Origin of the sequence: Paenibacillus polysaccharolyticus, from assembly GCF_023714295.1 — a bacterium.
Classification (GTDB): domain Bacteria; phylum Bacillota; class Bacilli; order Paenibacillales; family Paenibacillaceae; genus Paenibacillus; species Paenibacillus polysaccharolyticus_A.
Genome location: NZ_JAMAUN010000010.1, coordinates 88,227 through 102,258, shown reverse-complemented (window position 1 = coordinate 102,258; position 14,032 = coordinate 88,227). Strand labels below are relative to the sequence as shown.

Here is a 14,032-nt window from a genome sequence, read left to right as displayed (position 1 = left end):
CTGTTCATTCGGATTTCACTAGGATACTTTTGCCTGTAAGGCATCATATATTCCTGACAATCTGCCCATCAGCAGATTAATATCAAATCGTTCGGATATAATCTCTCTGTTATATGAGCCCATTTTTTTTCTGGCCTCATCATCTGTAATGAGATCGGTCAGCGCCGTTGTCAGCCCGTGCACATCTCCCGGCTCGATTAACAGCCCATTATGACCAGATGTAATGACCTCAGGAATCCCCCCCACTGTGGTCGAGATAATGGGCAAGCCACAATTCATCGCTTCGAGTATAGCCATAGGTAATCCCTCATGATAGGAAGGTAGCACCAAGAAATCCGCTTCCTGCATCAGCTTTTCCTTTTGCTCTCCGTTAATCCAGCCGAGTACGTTAACACAATCCTCAATCCCGTATTGCTGTACAATCGCTTTGACTTCATTGACTTCACCATCCCCTGCTAAATTGAAGATTGCATGGATTCCTTTTGCCTTCAATTGCTGAATGGATTGAAGTAAATCATAGACTCCTTTTCGTTCCCCAAGTCTGCCCAAGAACAGAGCATTCACCGCAGCCTGCTGCGTTTTGGGTAGTGGTGCTTTTACGAATACCCCGTTATACAACACTTCTATCCCATTCTCCGGCACGATGGTGGCGAAGTATTCTCTCCACGTATGGGACAACACGATCAGCTTGTCGGCCTGATTTAATATATAATGGCAATACTTGCGTTGCAGGGGAAATTTGTTGTAGAACTCGTCAAAGCTCGCCGCATGAATATGAAGTATAACCGACTTGCGAAACAGCTTGCGTGCTGTGAGCAAGAACATTGATTTTCGATAAAAGCTCCCATTGTTGGCCATATGAATATGCACGATATCGGGTTTGAACGTGTACAGCTTCATCCAGAACTTCAGATATCCCTGAATAAAAATAAGCAGACGTGAGAACACGCTGCCCGTGATGTAGGTTTCGACCCGTTGCATGGGGTACAATTCGGAGATGGAGGAATCCTCGATATTTTTGATTACACTCACAATTCCACCCATATCCCTCAAGGATGATCCAACAACCAATACTTTTGGTTTCATGACAGACTCCTTTTCTCATGGTTAATCCATTGATCTAGACTCCGCCTTACAGACTGTTCACATAACTTTTAATGGTAGAAATCAGATCAGATGGCTGCCTTACATAAGGTTGAAATTCCATCTCCCCGATGTAAGGGATCACCTTGCGCAGTTCGGACTGACTTTCCGCAACAACAACATAACCGCGCTCCTGAAATACCTTGGCAATCTCAAGCTGGTGGTCATCGACATGCTCACCTTTGTCTTTGCGGCGAGGAATAACAACAACCGGCTTTCCCCGTTCAAGACAATTCGTGATGGAGCCTATACCGGCATGCGTAATCACACATCGGCTGCCCTCGATATACGCATCCATCTCTTCTTGGCTTAGGAACGGAATTGTTTTGAAGTGACGTGGTTCATAGGAAGTGTAACCCGATTGCGCCACGATTTCTTCCTGAATGGTTCCAGCTTCAATCGCTTCATCCAGCAGTGCAAACATGCGATCAAACGAAAAGCGCTGTGTCCCCACAATCGCGAAAATCAAAATAACGCCCCCCTGTACTTCGCATTGGGATAGCTGTCCTGTAACGTTTCCCATTGAATGAAGAACTCATCCGAAATTTTGTACATCAGTCGTCCAGTTGCGCTGGAGGAATAAATTTTGGCATAGCTTTCAATATAAATGAGCTTGGCGCCGAATAGTTTACCAAACAGGCAAAATGGAAATGTCGCACCTGCCCCTGTCGTAATGATGACTTTGGGACGTTCACGCAGGTATAAATAGAGTGATTTGATGATGTTTGCAGCAAAAACAAGCAAAAACAACAGGTTTTTACGCTCCTGCTGCATCAGGAAATACACTTTATTCCGGGAAGTATCCACGCTTTTGCTTTTGTTTTTCTCCGTGATGATAAAGTAGTCATGGTCTTCCACCGCAGGAATGATCTTGGTCAATTCATCAAGATGGCCGCCCGTCGAACTGATCAAACAGACCTTCATGTTCTAATCTCCTTTGGAAAGGATACTTCCCCCGTATGCTGCAACTGTGAATCGGCCTCTTTTACTGCTGTCTTTCCGGCATTCCGGCCCTCTCCAGTTGTATACAATGCATTCAAATAAATACAAAACGGGGCAATGAGATGTACTGTAGACAACGTGTTATCGAAAAATGAATATGTCAGAAACCCTGCAATCATACCTAAAAAATATAACTTGATGATACCGTTCAGACGATGATAGATGACCCGGAATACGAGCAGTAGCGAGAGAAATAACAGAATCGCACCCACAAGTCCACCATCATAATAAAAACGAATGTACTCATTGTGCGGAACAACAAACCCCGAAAATATGCTCCCATCGTTCGCAACCAATGTAGAGCCCAAGCCGCGGCCAAAAATAGGATATTCGTTTGCTTTCTCAATAAAATAACTCCAGGCCACATCCCTACCAGACAGTCCCTTGCTCTCTGATCTCATCTCATAATTGTCCCACTGTGCGATAACCATGTAGGTCACAGCCACAACGAATAAAATGAGGGGAAGGACCGCAATCACTCTACCCTTAACAAAGGCTCTCATCTGATCAAAAAGATACACCAGAATGATCGGAATCAGTGCAATTAATGGTCCACGTGTTCCCGTCTGCACCAGAATGATAAGATGTGTCAGTGTCAACATATAGAACAATACGGCCTGCTGACCCTGTCTGATCTGAATGAGACAGACACAGATCGAAATGAAACAAAGCATTGCCAGATGTGCGGCAATATTTGCTCCCTGCAAACGTGTCACACCGGATATTTCCAAATTCATAATGGACAATATGCCACCCAATTGGAGAAAATAGCCCCCTACCAGACTGAGTACTGGTAGCCAGGCTAGCACATGGATAATACGCCGGCTAACCTCATGTGTGAAGTGAGGTATCAATAACAGAAAGGGAACCACTACCCCTAGAAATGCTTTGAACGGATCAAGCGGACTAACCCTGCTCGGCAGATCAGAAAGAAAGTAGCTTTCCACGAATAAAAACGTAATGGCCAGTGCCGGGTAAATTAATGGTTTACGTATGCCGTAACGTAGAAAAAGTGAAACGACAAATCCAAGAATCGCCAGCTTGTAAAAGGACAGTGAATCAAGTCCGGCGAGTTGTACTTTGAAGATCTTGTCAATGGACAAGGAAAAGCTGATCACAAACATAATAAAAATCCAACTGGGGTGCTTGATATACACACCCAGCAGGATTACAAACAATAGCGCAGCTACCGAAACTAGTGGAAGATAGATAGCTGCAGCAACGATAACCAGCGATAAAAAAATGATCCTAAAAACCTTCATATCCGTTGCAGCCACTAAACCGGTCTTTTGCATATCTGCTATGCCACCTCAGAACCAGAATCTTGTTTCAAAATGCATCCTTTGAACCGAGCAGCACTTTGAATGTTTTGAAAATGATTTTGATATCCATCAACAGATTACGCTCAAGCGCATAGGTCAAATCAAGTTCAACCATCTCCTTGAAGCCGACACTATTTCGCCCACTCACTTGCCAGAGTCCCGTGCAACCCGGCATCACCTGCAGACGTTGTCTATCGTAGGAAGTATAATTCTGTACTTCTCTCGGCAGAGCCGGACGTGGCCCTACAAGACTCATCTCCCCTTTGAAAACGTTCCACAGCTGCGGAAGTTCATCCAGGCTCGTTTTTCGAATAAATTTGCCGATGCGTGTAATACGTGGATCATTTTTCATTTTGAACATATTCCCGTTGACTTCATTCTGATCGATCAGCTGGTCCAGCATACCCTCAGCATTCTCAACCATGGACCTGAATTTATACATATAAAATTCCTTACCATGCTGTCCCACACGAACCTGACGAAAAAAAACAGGGCCTTTGGGGTCTTCCATCTTGATTAACACAGCAAGCAAAATAAATAGGGGTAACAATAGAATCAAACCTATGAAAGAACCGAGAAAATCAAGCATTCTTTTCATAAATAAATAAACTTTATCCGCATTTTGCCTGGTTAACTTGCCTGATCTATATCCCAGACTGGGGTCCATTACGATCTCGGCTTCCTTAGTCTGCGGAGTTGAGCTCATTCATAATCCCTCCCAACCACATGCTCTACAACATGTTTGTCAAGAATTTGTTGCAACGCTTGGAGCATAGGAAATTTAAGATCATGATTCTGTAAAGCAAAATCGATAGTTGTCAAAATGAATCCGAGCTTCTCACCGACATCGTATCGCACTCCTTCAAAGTCGTAAGCGTACACTCCTTGTGTTTCATTTAAACGTTGGATCGCATCTGTAAGTTGAATCTCTCCCCCTTGACCAATTTCCTGTTGTTCCAAATATTCGAAAATCTCTGGGCTCAGGACATATCTCCCCATAATCGCCAAGTTGGAAGGCGCCGTTCCTTGAGCAGGCTTTTCCACAAATCGCAGAACCTCCGTCAAACGCCCATCCGATTGTAATGGGTCCACAATACCATATCGATCCGTTTGTTCAGGCAAAACTGTCTGTACCCCAACGATGGATTGATGAACTTGTTCATATTGATCAATGAGTTGTTTCGTACAAGGCACTTCGGATACAACGATGTCATCCCCAAGCAGGACGGCGAACGGTTCATCACCGATAAAGTTACGTGCGCACCAAACGGCATGCCCCAGTCCTTTAGCCTCTTTTTGTCTTATGTAGTGGATATCCACATTAGATGATTTGCGCACCTCTTCTAGTAGGCCCAGCTTTCCCTTTTCCAGGAGATTGTGTTCCAGTTCAAATGCGTTGTCAAAGTGATCCTCAATAGCCCGCTTACCTTTTCCTGTTACAATGATAATATCTTCAATTCCAGAGGCAATGGCTTCCTCAACGATATATTGAATGGTTGGTTTGTCCACAATAGGGAGCATTTCTTTGGGCATGGCCTTTGTGGCTGGCAGAAAACGCGTTCCCAATCCAGCTGCAGGAATGATTGCTTTTCTCACTTTTTTCATAAATACCACCCTATCCTCTTTTTTTAATTTTTTCACCAAACATAAATATACGGGCATTTAACCCCTCCTCACGTCATGCCTTTGACGATATACGTCTAAGGTCTCGAAAACCCACAGCATGACCGAGTGCCTACAGTGATAGAGGTACAGTAGACATTACCTTTGAAATAAAAATTTCAGGTTCTTTCATATCTCGCCGTAACTGACTGAACCTGCACTTGCTTTTAAATTGTTGAGAATAACGCCCAGAATACGAGCATTGACATGTTCCAGATGAGCCTTCGTTTTCTTTACCAATTCCTTTTTGACTTTACCTGCATTTACGACGAGTAATACTCCGTCACACAATGAACTTACGATCAGTGCATCCGTCACAGTCAGCACGGGAGGTGTATCAAACATGATGACGTCGTATTGATTCTCCAGCTTCTCCATCAGGCTTTTCATCCGATTGGAACCAATCATCTCGGAAGGGTTAGGAGGGATCGGACCGGAGGTGAACAACTGCAGGTTATCAATGTAACTGTCCCTCAGCACCTCTTCTACGGCATACTGATTCGAAAGCACACTGCTTAACCCGACATGATTAGGCACAGAAAAGACTCGATGTAAGGAGGGGTTTCGCAGATCTGCATCAATTAGCAGCACTTTTTTTCCCTCTTGGGCATATGTCACCGCCAAATTACTAATGGTCGTTGTCTTGCCTTCACCTGATTCGGCCGAAGCAACCATAATTTTATGAATAGTATTGTCGATGGATGAGAACTGGATATTGGTTCGTAGCTTGCGATAACCTTCCGAGATTTGGGATTTGGGATTAAAGTAAGTCACCAAACTGTTATTCTCACTGGTTAACCGTGACATATGTGCCATCCCCTACTTTCTGTTGTGATACGTAATTTTTCGTATTTTTCAGATCTTCTTTTTTCATTTTGGATATGACCGTTAACACAGGTAATCCCAGCTCTTTCTCCAGTTCGGTTTCTGATTTGAACGTATCATCCAGATAATCAAGTAGAAATACTAGAGCTACGGCGAGTACAAGACCAGCAAACAGACTGACGATAATGCTTAAAGTTGTTTTCATATTAATCGGGGCTACATTGCTATTGAGATTGGCTTCGCTGAGGATGGCCACATTATCAATTTTCATAATTAGAGGAATTTGAGATTGAAACACTTTGGAGATCGCATTGACCGTTTTTGCAGCACTTTCGTAGGTAGTCCCCTGTACCGTAATGCTCATCACTTGGGATTCGCTGGCCGTAGAGACGGAGGTTCGATTCATAAGTTCATTAGAGGTTAGACCCAGATCCGGATAGGTTGAGACAACTTTGTCCATAATCGCCGAAGACTTAATAATTTCCCGGTACGAGTTGATTAATTTGATATTGGTTTGAATCATGCTGAAGTCCATGATCGCCTGCCCTTCAATCGTTGAAGTCTGGTTGACGATCAGTTTGGAACTGGCTTCATAGATCGGTTGGGTAAAAAAGAGGCTTTTCACGCCTGCTCCTACCCCAGCAATTAGCGCAATAACTACAATTAACCACAGTTTTTTTTGCAAGATTCGAAAATATCCCTTCAGTTCCACTTTCATTCCTCCTAAACGTTGTAATCAATCCTATGTAAACTACCAGATAGACAGCAGCCATTTGCGAAATTTCCATCGTTTTGGAACCACTCTCGAATTCGTCAGAATGGAAGAGGCATTCAACGTCAAATGATTCATTGCTTCAGTACCAAAGCGATGTCTTATCTCTCTGGCCCCCTCTTCCAGCGCAAATGTCCTTTTGCAACTATCATGAGCATCTGATGAAATGAAATGAAACCCGTTTTCTTTGCAAAAATGAAAACACCATTTTTGAACTTTTCGTCCGAAAAGCCCCGTGAAAGATGCAGCCGTAAGCTGGCATAGTCCGCCTTGCCTCAAGTATTCGGACAACAGCAATGGCTTTTTCAAAATGACAAGGTTACGTTCCGGATGAGCGATAATAGGGGTAATTCCCGAGATTCGCAGTTCATGCAGTATTCCGGGGAACTGTGAGGGAATATGACCAAAGGGCAGCTCCAGCAACATGTAACGACTACCGGCAAGTGTGCAGCACTTTCCTGCATACAAATCTTCAATCAGCCCATCGTGCACTCTGATCTCCTGACCGGGATCAATCTGCAAACGGATATTCCGTTTGGCAAGCTCAGCACGAAGCATAAGGACAGCCTGATTGACTACCTCTGGTTCATTGTTGTAATGTCCGTTCAGGTGATGCGGAGTTGCAATAATGGAGGTAATTCCTGAAGCTACTGCCTTCTCGGCCATCGCAACGGACTGCTCCAACCGAACAGGACCATCATCCAGACCGAATAGAATGTGGCAGTGCATTTCAACCATATCCAAACTTCCAGAAATAGTATGCTCCTCCTCGCCTCTTTATTCATTGCGCAAATGCTTTTGGTGTTAAAGAACTAATGCATAACGCTACGAAATATAGTAAAATGGCGTTAAGTACATGCTTGTTCAGAAAATGTTCAGATCTCACCTCATCCTATATGGTAAAATCAATGTAACGATAAGGCTTTAACTGTGGAGTTGGCTCTGTTGCATTCCCGTATGTAGAACGGGGAACCGCCTCGAATTCAACTTCAGTAAGCATTCTGTTTAACTGTCCAGTTATATATAGTGTTTGCTCTTTCTGAATATGCAAGTTTGAATGATACAATATCAACTCTCCAAAAGGCTGTTTCCATTGCAGCTTGGCATGAAGCCTGACGCATAAACGGCTGTCTTCTACATCTAAACCTAGTACCATTTCTGATAATACGGGTAAGTTCAGGTCGCTCAGGAAAGTGATCGCTTGTGTGTCCATACCAAGTAACAGGACGGGACGTCTTTTGCGATCTACCATTTTCCCATGAAACTCCTGAATGTACATATGGACATTTGGTTTCAGATCGGCCCATTCCTGAAGAATTTTTGAATTCATGATTTCATTCCTTTAGAATGGATTGGCCAACATGGACAATACTCTTTTACTTTTGACAGGTATAACACTCAGTCCATGAGGAAATACTTAAAATACTAATAATGATACATTTTGTAACTCCATACGTTCAATTTACGATACAATACGTATCATGTCAAGCGGTATTTGGACATGGTTCTTTTGATTTACGACAATATGAGCTGTCCTTAGACAGACCTATTTTAGAAGTGAAGTATATGAAACGAATGAGGCGTAGTACCTTTGCAGGAAAGCTTGCCCTGATCAAAAACTTGGCTCAGGATTGTTTCAATATATATGATGGTGTTCAGGGGGAAATAGCTTATGAGCTACGGAAATCGCATTGCTGAATTACGAGAACAGCGGGGACTTACTCAAGAAGAACTTGCGAACTCCATTCATATTACCAGAGCGGCTCTTTCCCACTACGAGAAAAACCGGCGCAAACCGGATTTCGAGGTGTTAACGCGGCTTGCTGACATTTTCGATGTGTCCATTGATTATTTGATTGGACGTACGAAGCAAAGTGATATGGTTATGGATGAAGAGGTGCGTGAATTCGTGGATGCGCTTGAATTGTCAGATAAAGAAGTGTTAGAGCGCTTTGATCTGATGATTGATGGTAAACCTTTAACGGAGGAAGAAGCTCGTCGTTTTATCGCTTTTGTGCGAATGGAACGCAGTATGGATTAATGATGTGATACCCGAAAAGAAAACCCAGTTTCCGAGTACTTCCTGCTCCGGTTTCTGGGCCTTTTTGTGTATCATGATTCCCCTCCATTCCTTGGTGTGCACTGGCTCATGTACGCTTGCTGTCGGAGGATACGAAATGTTTCAAACGCTCCGGGTCGATTCCACATTGCAGTAAAACTTTCAAGATGTCCATCTGGGTTGCTTCGACTTTGTTCCCTGTCGGCTTAGAATCGCCCATGTTTGGATGCTTCATCTTCATTCCGCTAACCTCTCTTATCTTTATAGTTCTCTCTGCACTCCAAAAACTAAACCTAATTATACTTTAGAACGTTCCTCGATGTTGTCGTCTCATGGCGATAACGTTTTTTGAGCGGGTTCTAATTTTGTCGAAAGCAAAAAGGAGCCTTATAACGCCCTTCCGGCGACTATAAGACTCCTGTTGTTTTAGTGCTTTTCTTATAATAGAAAAATAACGAAACATTAACCTCCGGTGCGCGCAAGCTCACGCATATTTGCTTCAAACGCGGCCAGCAAAGCGGCTTCACCTGTCAGACCTGTCGCCTGTACCCGCTCAATCTGTTCTGTCATACGTTTGAAGTCCTTCGGAATGACACGCACAAATTGATTCAGGGAATCCTGCCATGTATCCAGGATACGCTGACCTGCATCACTTCCAGTCAGTGCTACGTGCCGTTGAATCATGCCAAGCAAATCTTCGCTTTCAGAAGCATCCTCGATACGCTCCAAAAGAACCATTTCCAGATTGCATCGTTGCAGGAAGGTGCCTTTTGGATCATATACGTAGGCAATACCTCCGGACATCCCTGCTGCAAAGTTACGACCTGTATCGCCGAGCACCACGACACGACCGCCTGTCATGTATTCACAGCCATGATCGCCTACACCTTCAACAACCACTTTGGCTCCTGAGTTACGTACAGCGAAACGCTCTCCGGCAATACCGCGGATATATGCTTCCCCGCTAGTCGCTCCATATAAAGCAGTGTTTCCGATAATGATATTATTCTCTGCTTCGAATGTCGCTTTTGGTGAAGGCATAACAATCAGCTTGCCTCCCGACAATCCTTTACCTACGTAGTCATTGGAATCTCCTTCAACCGTGAGCGTCATACCTTTTGGTACAAAAGCACCAAAGCTCTGTCCAGCGGAACCAACAAATTTAAATTTAACCGTATCCTCTGGCAAACCAGCAAGACCATATTTACGTGTAATCTCACTACCGAGAATAGTACCTACTGCACGGTTAACGTTGGTAATCGGGAGAACCGCTTCCACAGGTTGACCGGATTCAATCGCTGGCTGTGCCAGTGGCACAAGTTGTTGCATATCCAGCGTTTCTTCCAATTGGTGATTCTGATGCTGTGTACGATAACGTGCAGCGCCTTCCGGCAGTTCAGGCACATGCAGCAATACTGACAAATCCACACCTTTTTTCTTCCAGTGATCCACAGCTTCTACCGTTTCGAGACAATCTGTACGTCCAACCATCTCCTGAATGGTACGGAAACCAAGATCTGCCATGATTTCACGCATGTCTTCAGCGACAAAACGCATAAAGTTCACGACATGTTCAGGGTCTCCCATGTAGTTTTTACGCAGTTCCGGATTTTGTGTTGCCACACCAACTGGACAAGTATCCATTTGGCAGACACGCATCATGATACAGCCCAGTGCAACGAGTGGTGCAGTAGAGAAACCATACTCTTCGGCTCCAAGCAACGCTGCAATCGCCAGGTCGCGCCCGTTCAGCATTTTACCATCCGTTTCAAGAACAACGCGATCACGCAGGTTGTTAAGCATCAACGTTTGATGTGTCTCTGCCAGTCCAAGCTCCCACGGCATACCGGCATGACGGATGGAACCTTGAGGAGATGCCCCTGTACCGCCGTCGTAACCGCTGACCAAGATAATGTCCGCACGACCTTTAGCTACACCTGCAGCAATCGTTCCGACACCCACTTCAGATACCAGCTTCACGTTAATTTCGGCACGCGGATTAGCATTTTTCAAGTCATAGATCAACTCAGCCAAGTCCTCAATCGAATAGATATCGTGATGCGGCGGCGGTGAGATCAGACCCACACCCGGTGTAGAACCACGAACTTCAGCTACCCATGGATATACTTTACGGCCTGGCAGTTGTCCGCCTTCGCCTGGTTTAGCCCCTTGTGCCATTTTGATCTGGATCTCGTCAGCATTAACCAGATAGTTGGAGGTTACACCAAAACGTCCGGATGCCACTTGTTTGATCGCACTGCGACGGGAATCCCCATTACTGTCTTTGACGAAACGAGCTGGATCTTCTCCGCCTTCACCTGTGTTGGATTTACCACCCACACGGTTCATGGCGATTGCCAAATCTTCGTGAGCTTCTTTACTGATTGAACCGAAGGACATCGCACCCGTTTTGAAACGACGCATGATGTTTTCCACCGATTCCACTTCTTCGAGCGGAATGGATGCTCCGACCGGCTTCAGCTTCAGCATGGAGCGAATCGTGAGCAATTGGTCATTCTCACCCTGTACGAGTTTGGAATACTTTTTGTACAGCTTGTAATCGCCGGTACGTACCGCATGTTGCAACGTGTGGATCGTTTGCGGGTTGAACAAATGCTCTTCCCCGTCATTACGCCATTGGTATTCACCGCCGGAATCCAGCACTTTATCATTGCCGTCCTTATCCGTGAAGGCACGGTTGTGATGTGTCAGCGCCTCTGCTGCCACTTCCTCGAGACCGATGCCACCGATTCGTGAAGGTGTCCAAGTGAAGTAACGGTCTACGAAATCTGATTTCAGACCCACCGCCTCGAAGATTTGAGCACCGCGATACGATTGGATCGTGGAGATACCCATTTTGGACAATATTTTAATAACACCTTTGGTTGCGGCTTTAATGTAGTTTTTAACGGCTTTCTCATGGGAAATGCCACGCAGCAAGCCTTGCTGAATCATATCATCCAGTGTTTCAAATGCCAGATAAGGGTTAACCGCACTTACGCCATAACCCAGAAGCAATGCGTAGTGGTGGATATCACGCGGTTCTCCCGATTCGAGCAAAATGCTGACTTTTGTTCTTGTACCCTGACGAATTAGGTGGTGATGCAGACCCGCTACAGCCAGCAACGCAGGGATTGCTGCATTCTCCGCATCCACACCGCGGTCAGACAAGATCAGAATATTATGTCCTTTGTCGATGACACGGTCTGCTGCTTCAAAGAGCAAGTCCATTGCTTTACGCAACCCTTCCGCTCCTTCTGCAGCGGTGAAGAAGATCGGGATTGTCATGGAACGGAAGCCCGGACGACGAACGTGGCGGATCTTCGCAAAGTCTTCATTAGACAATACCGGTGTATCCAGACGAATCTGGCGACAGCTCTCCGGTTCAGGGTTAAGCAGGTTACGTTCCGGACCAATCGTTGTCGCTGTAGAAGTAACGATCTCTTCACGGATCGCATCAATCGGCGGATTGGTTACCTGGGCAAACATCTGTTTAAAGTAGTTATACAGGCGTTGCGGACGATCTGACAGAACAGCCAGCGGTGCATCATACCCCATGGAACCTGTAGCTTCCATCCCTGTAGATGCCATTGGCTCCAGCACTTTGCGCAGTTCTTCAAATGTATATCCGTAAGCCAGTTGAAGTTGCGTAACATTGTCATGTTTAGGGTCGGGAAGCTCCGGTGCTTCCGGCAACTCGTTCAGATCCATCAAGTGCTCTTCAAGCCATTCCTCATAAGGATTCTCTGCAGCAATGAGAGCTTTAACTTCTTCATCAGAGATGATACGTCCCTCTTGAGTATCTACAAGCAACATCCGCCCTGGACGCAGACGATCTTTGTACAGAATGTCTTCCGGTGCGATATCCAGAACACCGACTTCGGAAGAAAGAATGATTCGGTCATCCTTCGTTACATAATAACGGGCAGGACGCAAACCGTTACGGTCAAGCGTAGCACCGATCTGTAAACCGTCCGTAAATGCCATAGCGGCAGGGCCGTCCCAAGGCTCCATCATCGTGCTGTGGTATTCATAGAATGCCTTTTTCGCAGGGTCCATACCTTCATCAGTGCTCCATGGCTCAGGAACCATCATCATCGCCACGTGTGGCAGGGAGCGTCCGCTTAGGTATAGGAACTCCAGCGTGTTATCAAACATCGCAGTATCTGAACCGTCCGGATTAATGACCGGCTTTACTTTCGCAATGTCATCGCCGAACAGTTCGCTTTCGAACAAGGACTGACGCGCATGCATCCAGTTCACGTTACCACGCATCGTGTTGATCTCACCGTTGTGGATCATGAAACGATACGGGTGAGCACGTTCCCAGCTCGGGAAGGTGTTTGTACTGAAACGGGAGTGTACGAGTGCAATTGCTGATTCAACCAGTTCTTCCTGTAAATCCAGATAGAACTTGCCCACTTGCTCGGTTGTCAACATGCCTTTGTAGACCACTTTGCGGCAAGACAAGCTCGGCAGGTAGAATGATTCTCCTTCCGCCTCGTCTGCGGAATAACGGATAGCCAGTTCCGCACGTCTGCGAATAACATACAATTTGCGTTCAAATGCAAGCTCATCCTTCACTTCATCCGATCTTCCGATAAACACCTGACGTACATAAGGCTTCGCTGCCAGTGCAGAACGGCCCAGCATCTCATCATACGTAGGTACATCCCGGAAGCCTAGGAAGGTCTGTCCTTCTTCTTCAATAATCTTCTTCAAGCTCTCTTCATGTGCAGTACGAACTGCCGGATCATGAGACAGGAACAGCATACCTACGCCATAGAATCCCTGTTGAGGCAAAGCAATACCGAGTCGTTCTGCTTCCTTTGCAAAATAGCGATGTGGAATCTGGATCAGGATGCCTGCTCCGTCGCCGGAATTCGGTTCACTTCCCTGACCCCCACGGTGCTCCATGTTACTGAGCATGGTCAGCGCTTGACTAACGATATCGTGTGAAGGTACTCCTTTGATGTTGGCAACAAAACCCATACCACATGCATCTTTTTCGAATTGTGGGTCATACAGACCTTGTTTTGGCGGTAATCCGATGTGTCTCATGGAACGCAACCTTTCTATAATGAAGTATTTCGGAAAGATCAAGAACAATAACAACAGGCAACATTGAAACGGGAGGAGCCGGCATTTCGCTTGCGACAAGCCTGCCTGCTGAGATGGAGAGGTGATAGCTTGAGCCATCTGTTGTAAGCCTGGTTGCGGTAAAGACCGCGATTATTGCGAAGGACT

At 45.5% G+C, this 14,032-nt stretch carries 13 protein-coding genes; 1 reads left to right on the top strand and 12 read right to left on the bottom strand.

The genetic code is table 11. The features are described from left to right. Positions 1-18: 18 nt before the first annotated feature. The 10 genes from M3629_RS21295 to M3629_RS21250 all read right to left on the bottom strand — a co-directional run bounded on the left by M3629_RS21295 (position 19) and on the right by M3629_RS21250 (position 8,056). Complete coding sequence (locus M3629_RS21295; protein WP_251510004.1) at positions 19-1,086, bottom strand: glycosyltransferase family 4 protein; 1,068 nt, start codon at positions 1,084-1,086, stop codon at positions 19-21. Positions 1,087-1,132: 46 nt separating this feature from the next. Next, entirely contained in the window at positions 1,133-1,612 is a 480-nt protein-coding gene (pssE, locus tag M3629_RS21290) for a PssE/Cps14G family polysaccharide biosynthesis glycosyltransferase (protein WP_251510001.1), read from the bottom strand. Beyond that, positions 1,609-2,067: a PssD/Cps14F family polysaccharide biosynthesis glycosyltransferase gene (pssD, locus tag M3629_RS21285; RefSeq protein WP_251509998.1), complete on the bottom strand. Its 459-nt coding sequence runs from the start codon at positions 2,065-2,067 to the stop codon at positions 1,609-1,611. Before pssD ends, pssE begins: the two co-directional genes overlap by 4 nt. After that, complete coding sequence (locus M3629_RS21280) at positions 2,064-3,440, bottom strand: O-antigen ligase family protein (protein WP_251509996.1); 1,377 nt, start codon at positions 3,438-3,440, stop codon at positions 2,064-2,066. Before M3629_RS21280 ends, pssD begins: the two co-directional genes overlap by 4 nt. Positions 3,441-3,474: 34 nt before the next feature. After that, positions 3,475-4,134 (bottom strand): sugar transferase, encoded by a 660-nt coding sequence (locus M3629_RS21275; RefSeq protein ID WP_251510301.1) that lies wholly within the window; start codon positions 4,132-4,134, stop codon positions 3,475-3,477. Positions 4,135-4,169: 35 nt separating this feature from the next. Continuing rightward, a complete protein-coding gene (gene galU, locus M3629_RS21270) occupies positions 4,170-5,072 on the bottom strand; it encodes a UTP--glucose-1-phosphate uridylyltransferase GalU (RefSeq protein WP_251509993.1) in 903 nt (300 codons plus the stop codon). A gap of 186 nt (positions 5,073-5,258) precedes the next feature. Beyond that, positions 5,259-5,936 (bottom strand): CpsD/CapB family tyrosine-protein kinase, encoded by a 678-nt coding sequence (locus M3629_RS21265; protein WP_251509990.1) that lies wholly within the window; start codon positions 5,934-5,936, stop codon positions 5,259-5,261. After that, on the bottom strand, positions 5,917-6,672 hold the full coding sequence (locus M3629_RS21260) for a YveK family protein (protein WP_251509987.1): 756 nt from the start codon (positions 6,670-6,672) through the stop codon (positions 5,917-5,919). The genes M3629_RS21265 and M3629_RS21260 overlap by 20 nt, the downstream gene beginning before the upstream one ends. Before the next feature lie 33 nt (positions 6,673-6,705). Then, entirely contained in the window at positions 6,706-7,464 is a 759-nt protein-coding gene (locus M3629_RS21255) for a tyrosine-protein phosphatase (protein WP_251509985.1), read from the bottom strand. 154 nt (positions 7,465-7,618) lie between these two features. Then, the gene (locus tag M3629_RS21250; RefSeq protein WP_251509982.1) at positions 7,619-8,056 is read right to left on the bottom strand and encodes a hypothetical protein; all 438 of its coding nucleotides are present in this window, start codon (positions 8,054-8,056) and stop codon (positions 7,619-7,621) included. 342 nt (positions 8,057-8,398) lie between these two features. On the opposite strand from M3629_RS21250, the gene M3629_RS21245 reads away from it, so the two are divergent. After that, positions 8,399-8,767, top strand: a complete 369-nt coding sequence (locus M3629_RS21245; protein WP_251509980.1) for a helix-turn-helix domain-containing protein — start codon at positions 8,399-8,401, stop codon at positions 8,765-8,767. Positions 8,768-8,873: 106 nt separating this feature from the next. Here M3629_RS21245 and M3629_RS21240 read toward each other — a convergent pair whose 3' ends face one another. Together M3629_RS21240 and gltB are read right to left on the bottom strand one after the other, a co-directional pair. Further along, positions 8,874-9,026, bottom strand: coding sequence for a hypothetical protein (locus tag M3629_RS21240; RefSeq protein ID WP_251509978.1), 153 nt, complete (start codon positions 9,024-9,026; stop codon positions 8,874-8,876). Between the two features lie 221 nt (positions 9,027-9,247). Next, on the bottom strand, positions 9,248-13,846 hold the full coding sequence (gene gltB / locus M3629_RS21235; RefSeq protein WP_251509976.1) for a glutamate synthase large subunit: 4,599 nt from the start codon (positions 13,844-13,846) through the stop codon (positions 9,248-9,250). Between the last annotated feature and the right edge of the window lie 186 nt (positions 13,847-14,032).

Excerpts from the sequence above, each read along its gene's own strand:
- M3629_RS21275 (WP_251510301.1), bottom strand. The coding sequence starts at position 4,134 with ATGGACCCCAGTCTGGGATATAGATCAGGCAAGTTAACCAGGCAAAAT.
- galU (WP_251509993.1), bottom strand. The coding sequence starts at position 5,072 with ATGAAAAAAGTGAGAAAAGCAATCATTCCTGCAGCTGGATTGGGAACG.
- M3629_RS21245 (WP_251509980.1), top strand. The coding sequence starts at position 8,399 with ATGAGCTACGGAAATCGCATTGCTGAATTACGAGAACAGCGGGGACTT.
- M3629_RS21280 (WP_251509996.1), bottom strand. The coding sequence starts at position 3,440 with ATGCAAAAGACCGGTTTAGTGGCTGCAACGGATATGAAGGTTTTTAGG.
- gltB (WP_251509976.1), bottom strand. The coding sequence starts at position 13,846 with ATGAGACACATCGGATTACCGCCAAAACAAGGTCTGTATGACCCACAA.
- pssD (WP_251509998.1), bottom strand. The coding sequence starts at position 2,067 with ATGAAGGTCTGTTTGATCAGTTCGACGGGCGGCCATCTTGATGAATTG.
- M3629_RS21260 (WP_251509987.1), bottom strand. The coding sequence starts at position 6,672 with ATGAAAGTGGAACTGAAGGGATATTTTCGAATCTTGCAAAAAAAACTG.
- M3629_RS21240 (WP_251509978.1), bottom strand. The coding sequence starts at position 9,026 with ATGAAGATGAAGCATCCAAACATGGGCGATTCTAAGCCGACAGGGAAC.
- M3629_RS21265 (WP_251509990.1), bottom strand. The coding sequence starts at position 5,936 with ATGTCACGGTTAACCAGTGAGAATAACAGTTTGGTGACTTACTTTAAT.
- M3629_RS21255 (WP_251509985.1), bottom strand. The coding sequence starts at position 7,464 with ATGGTTGAAATGCACTGCCACATTCTATTCGGTCTGGATGATGGTCCT.
- M3629_RS21295 (WP_251510004.1), bottom strand. The coding sequence starts at position 1,086 with ATGAAACCAAAAGTATTGGTTGTTGGATCATCCTTGAGGGATATGGGT.
- M3629_RS21250 (WP_251509982.1), bottom strand. The coding sequence starts at position 8,056 with ATGAATTCAAAAATTCTTCAGGAATGGGCCGATCTGAAACCAAATGTC.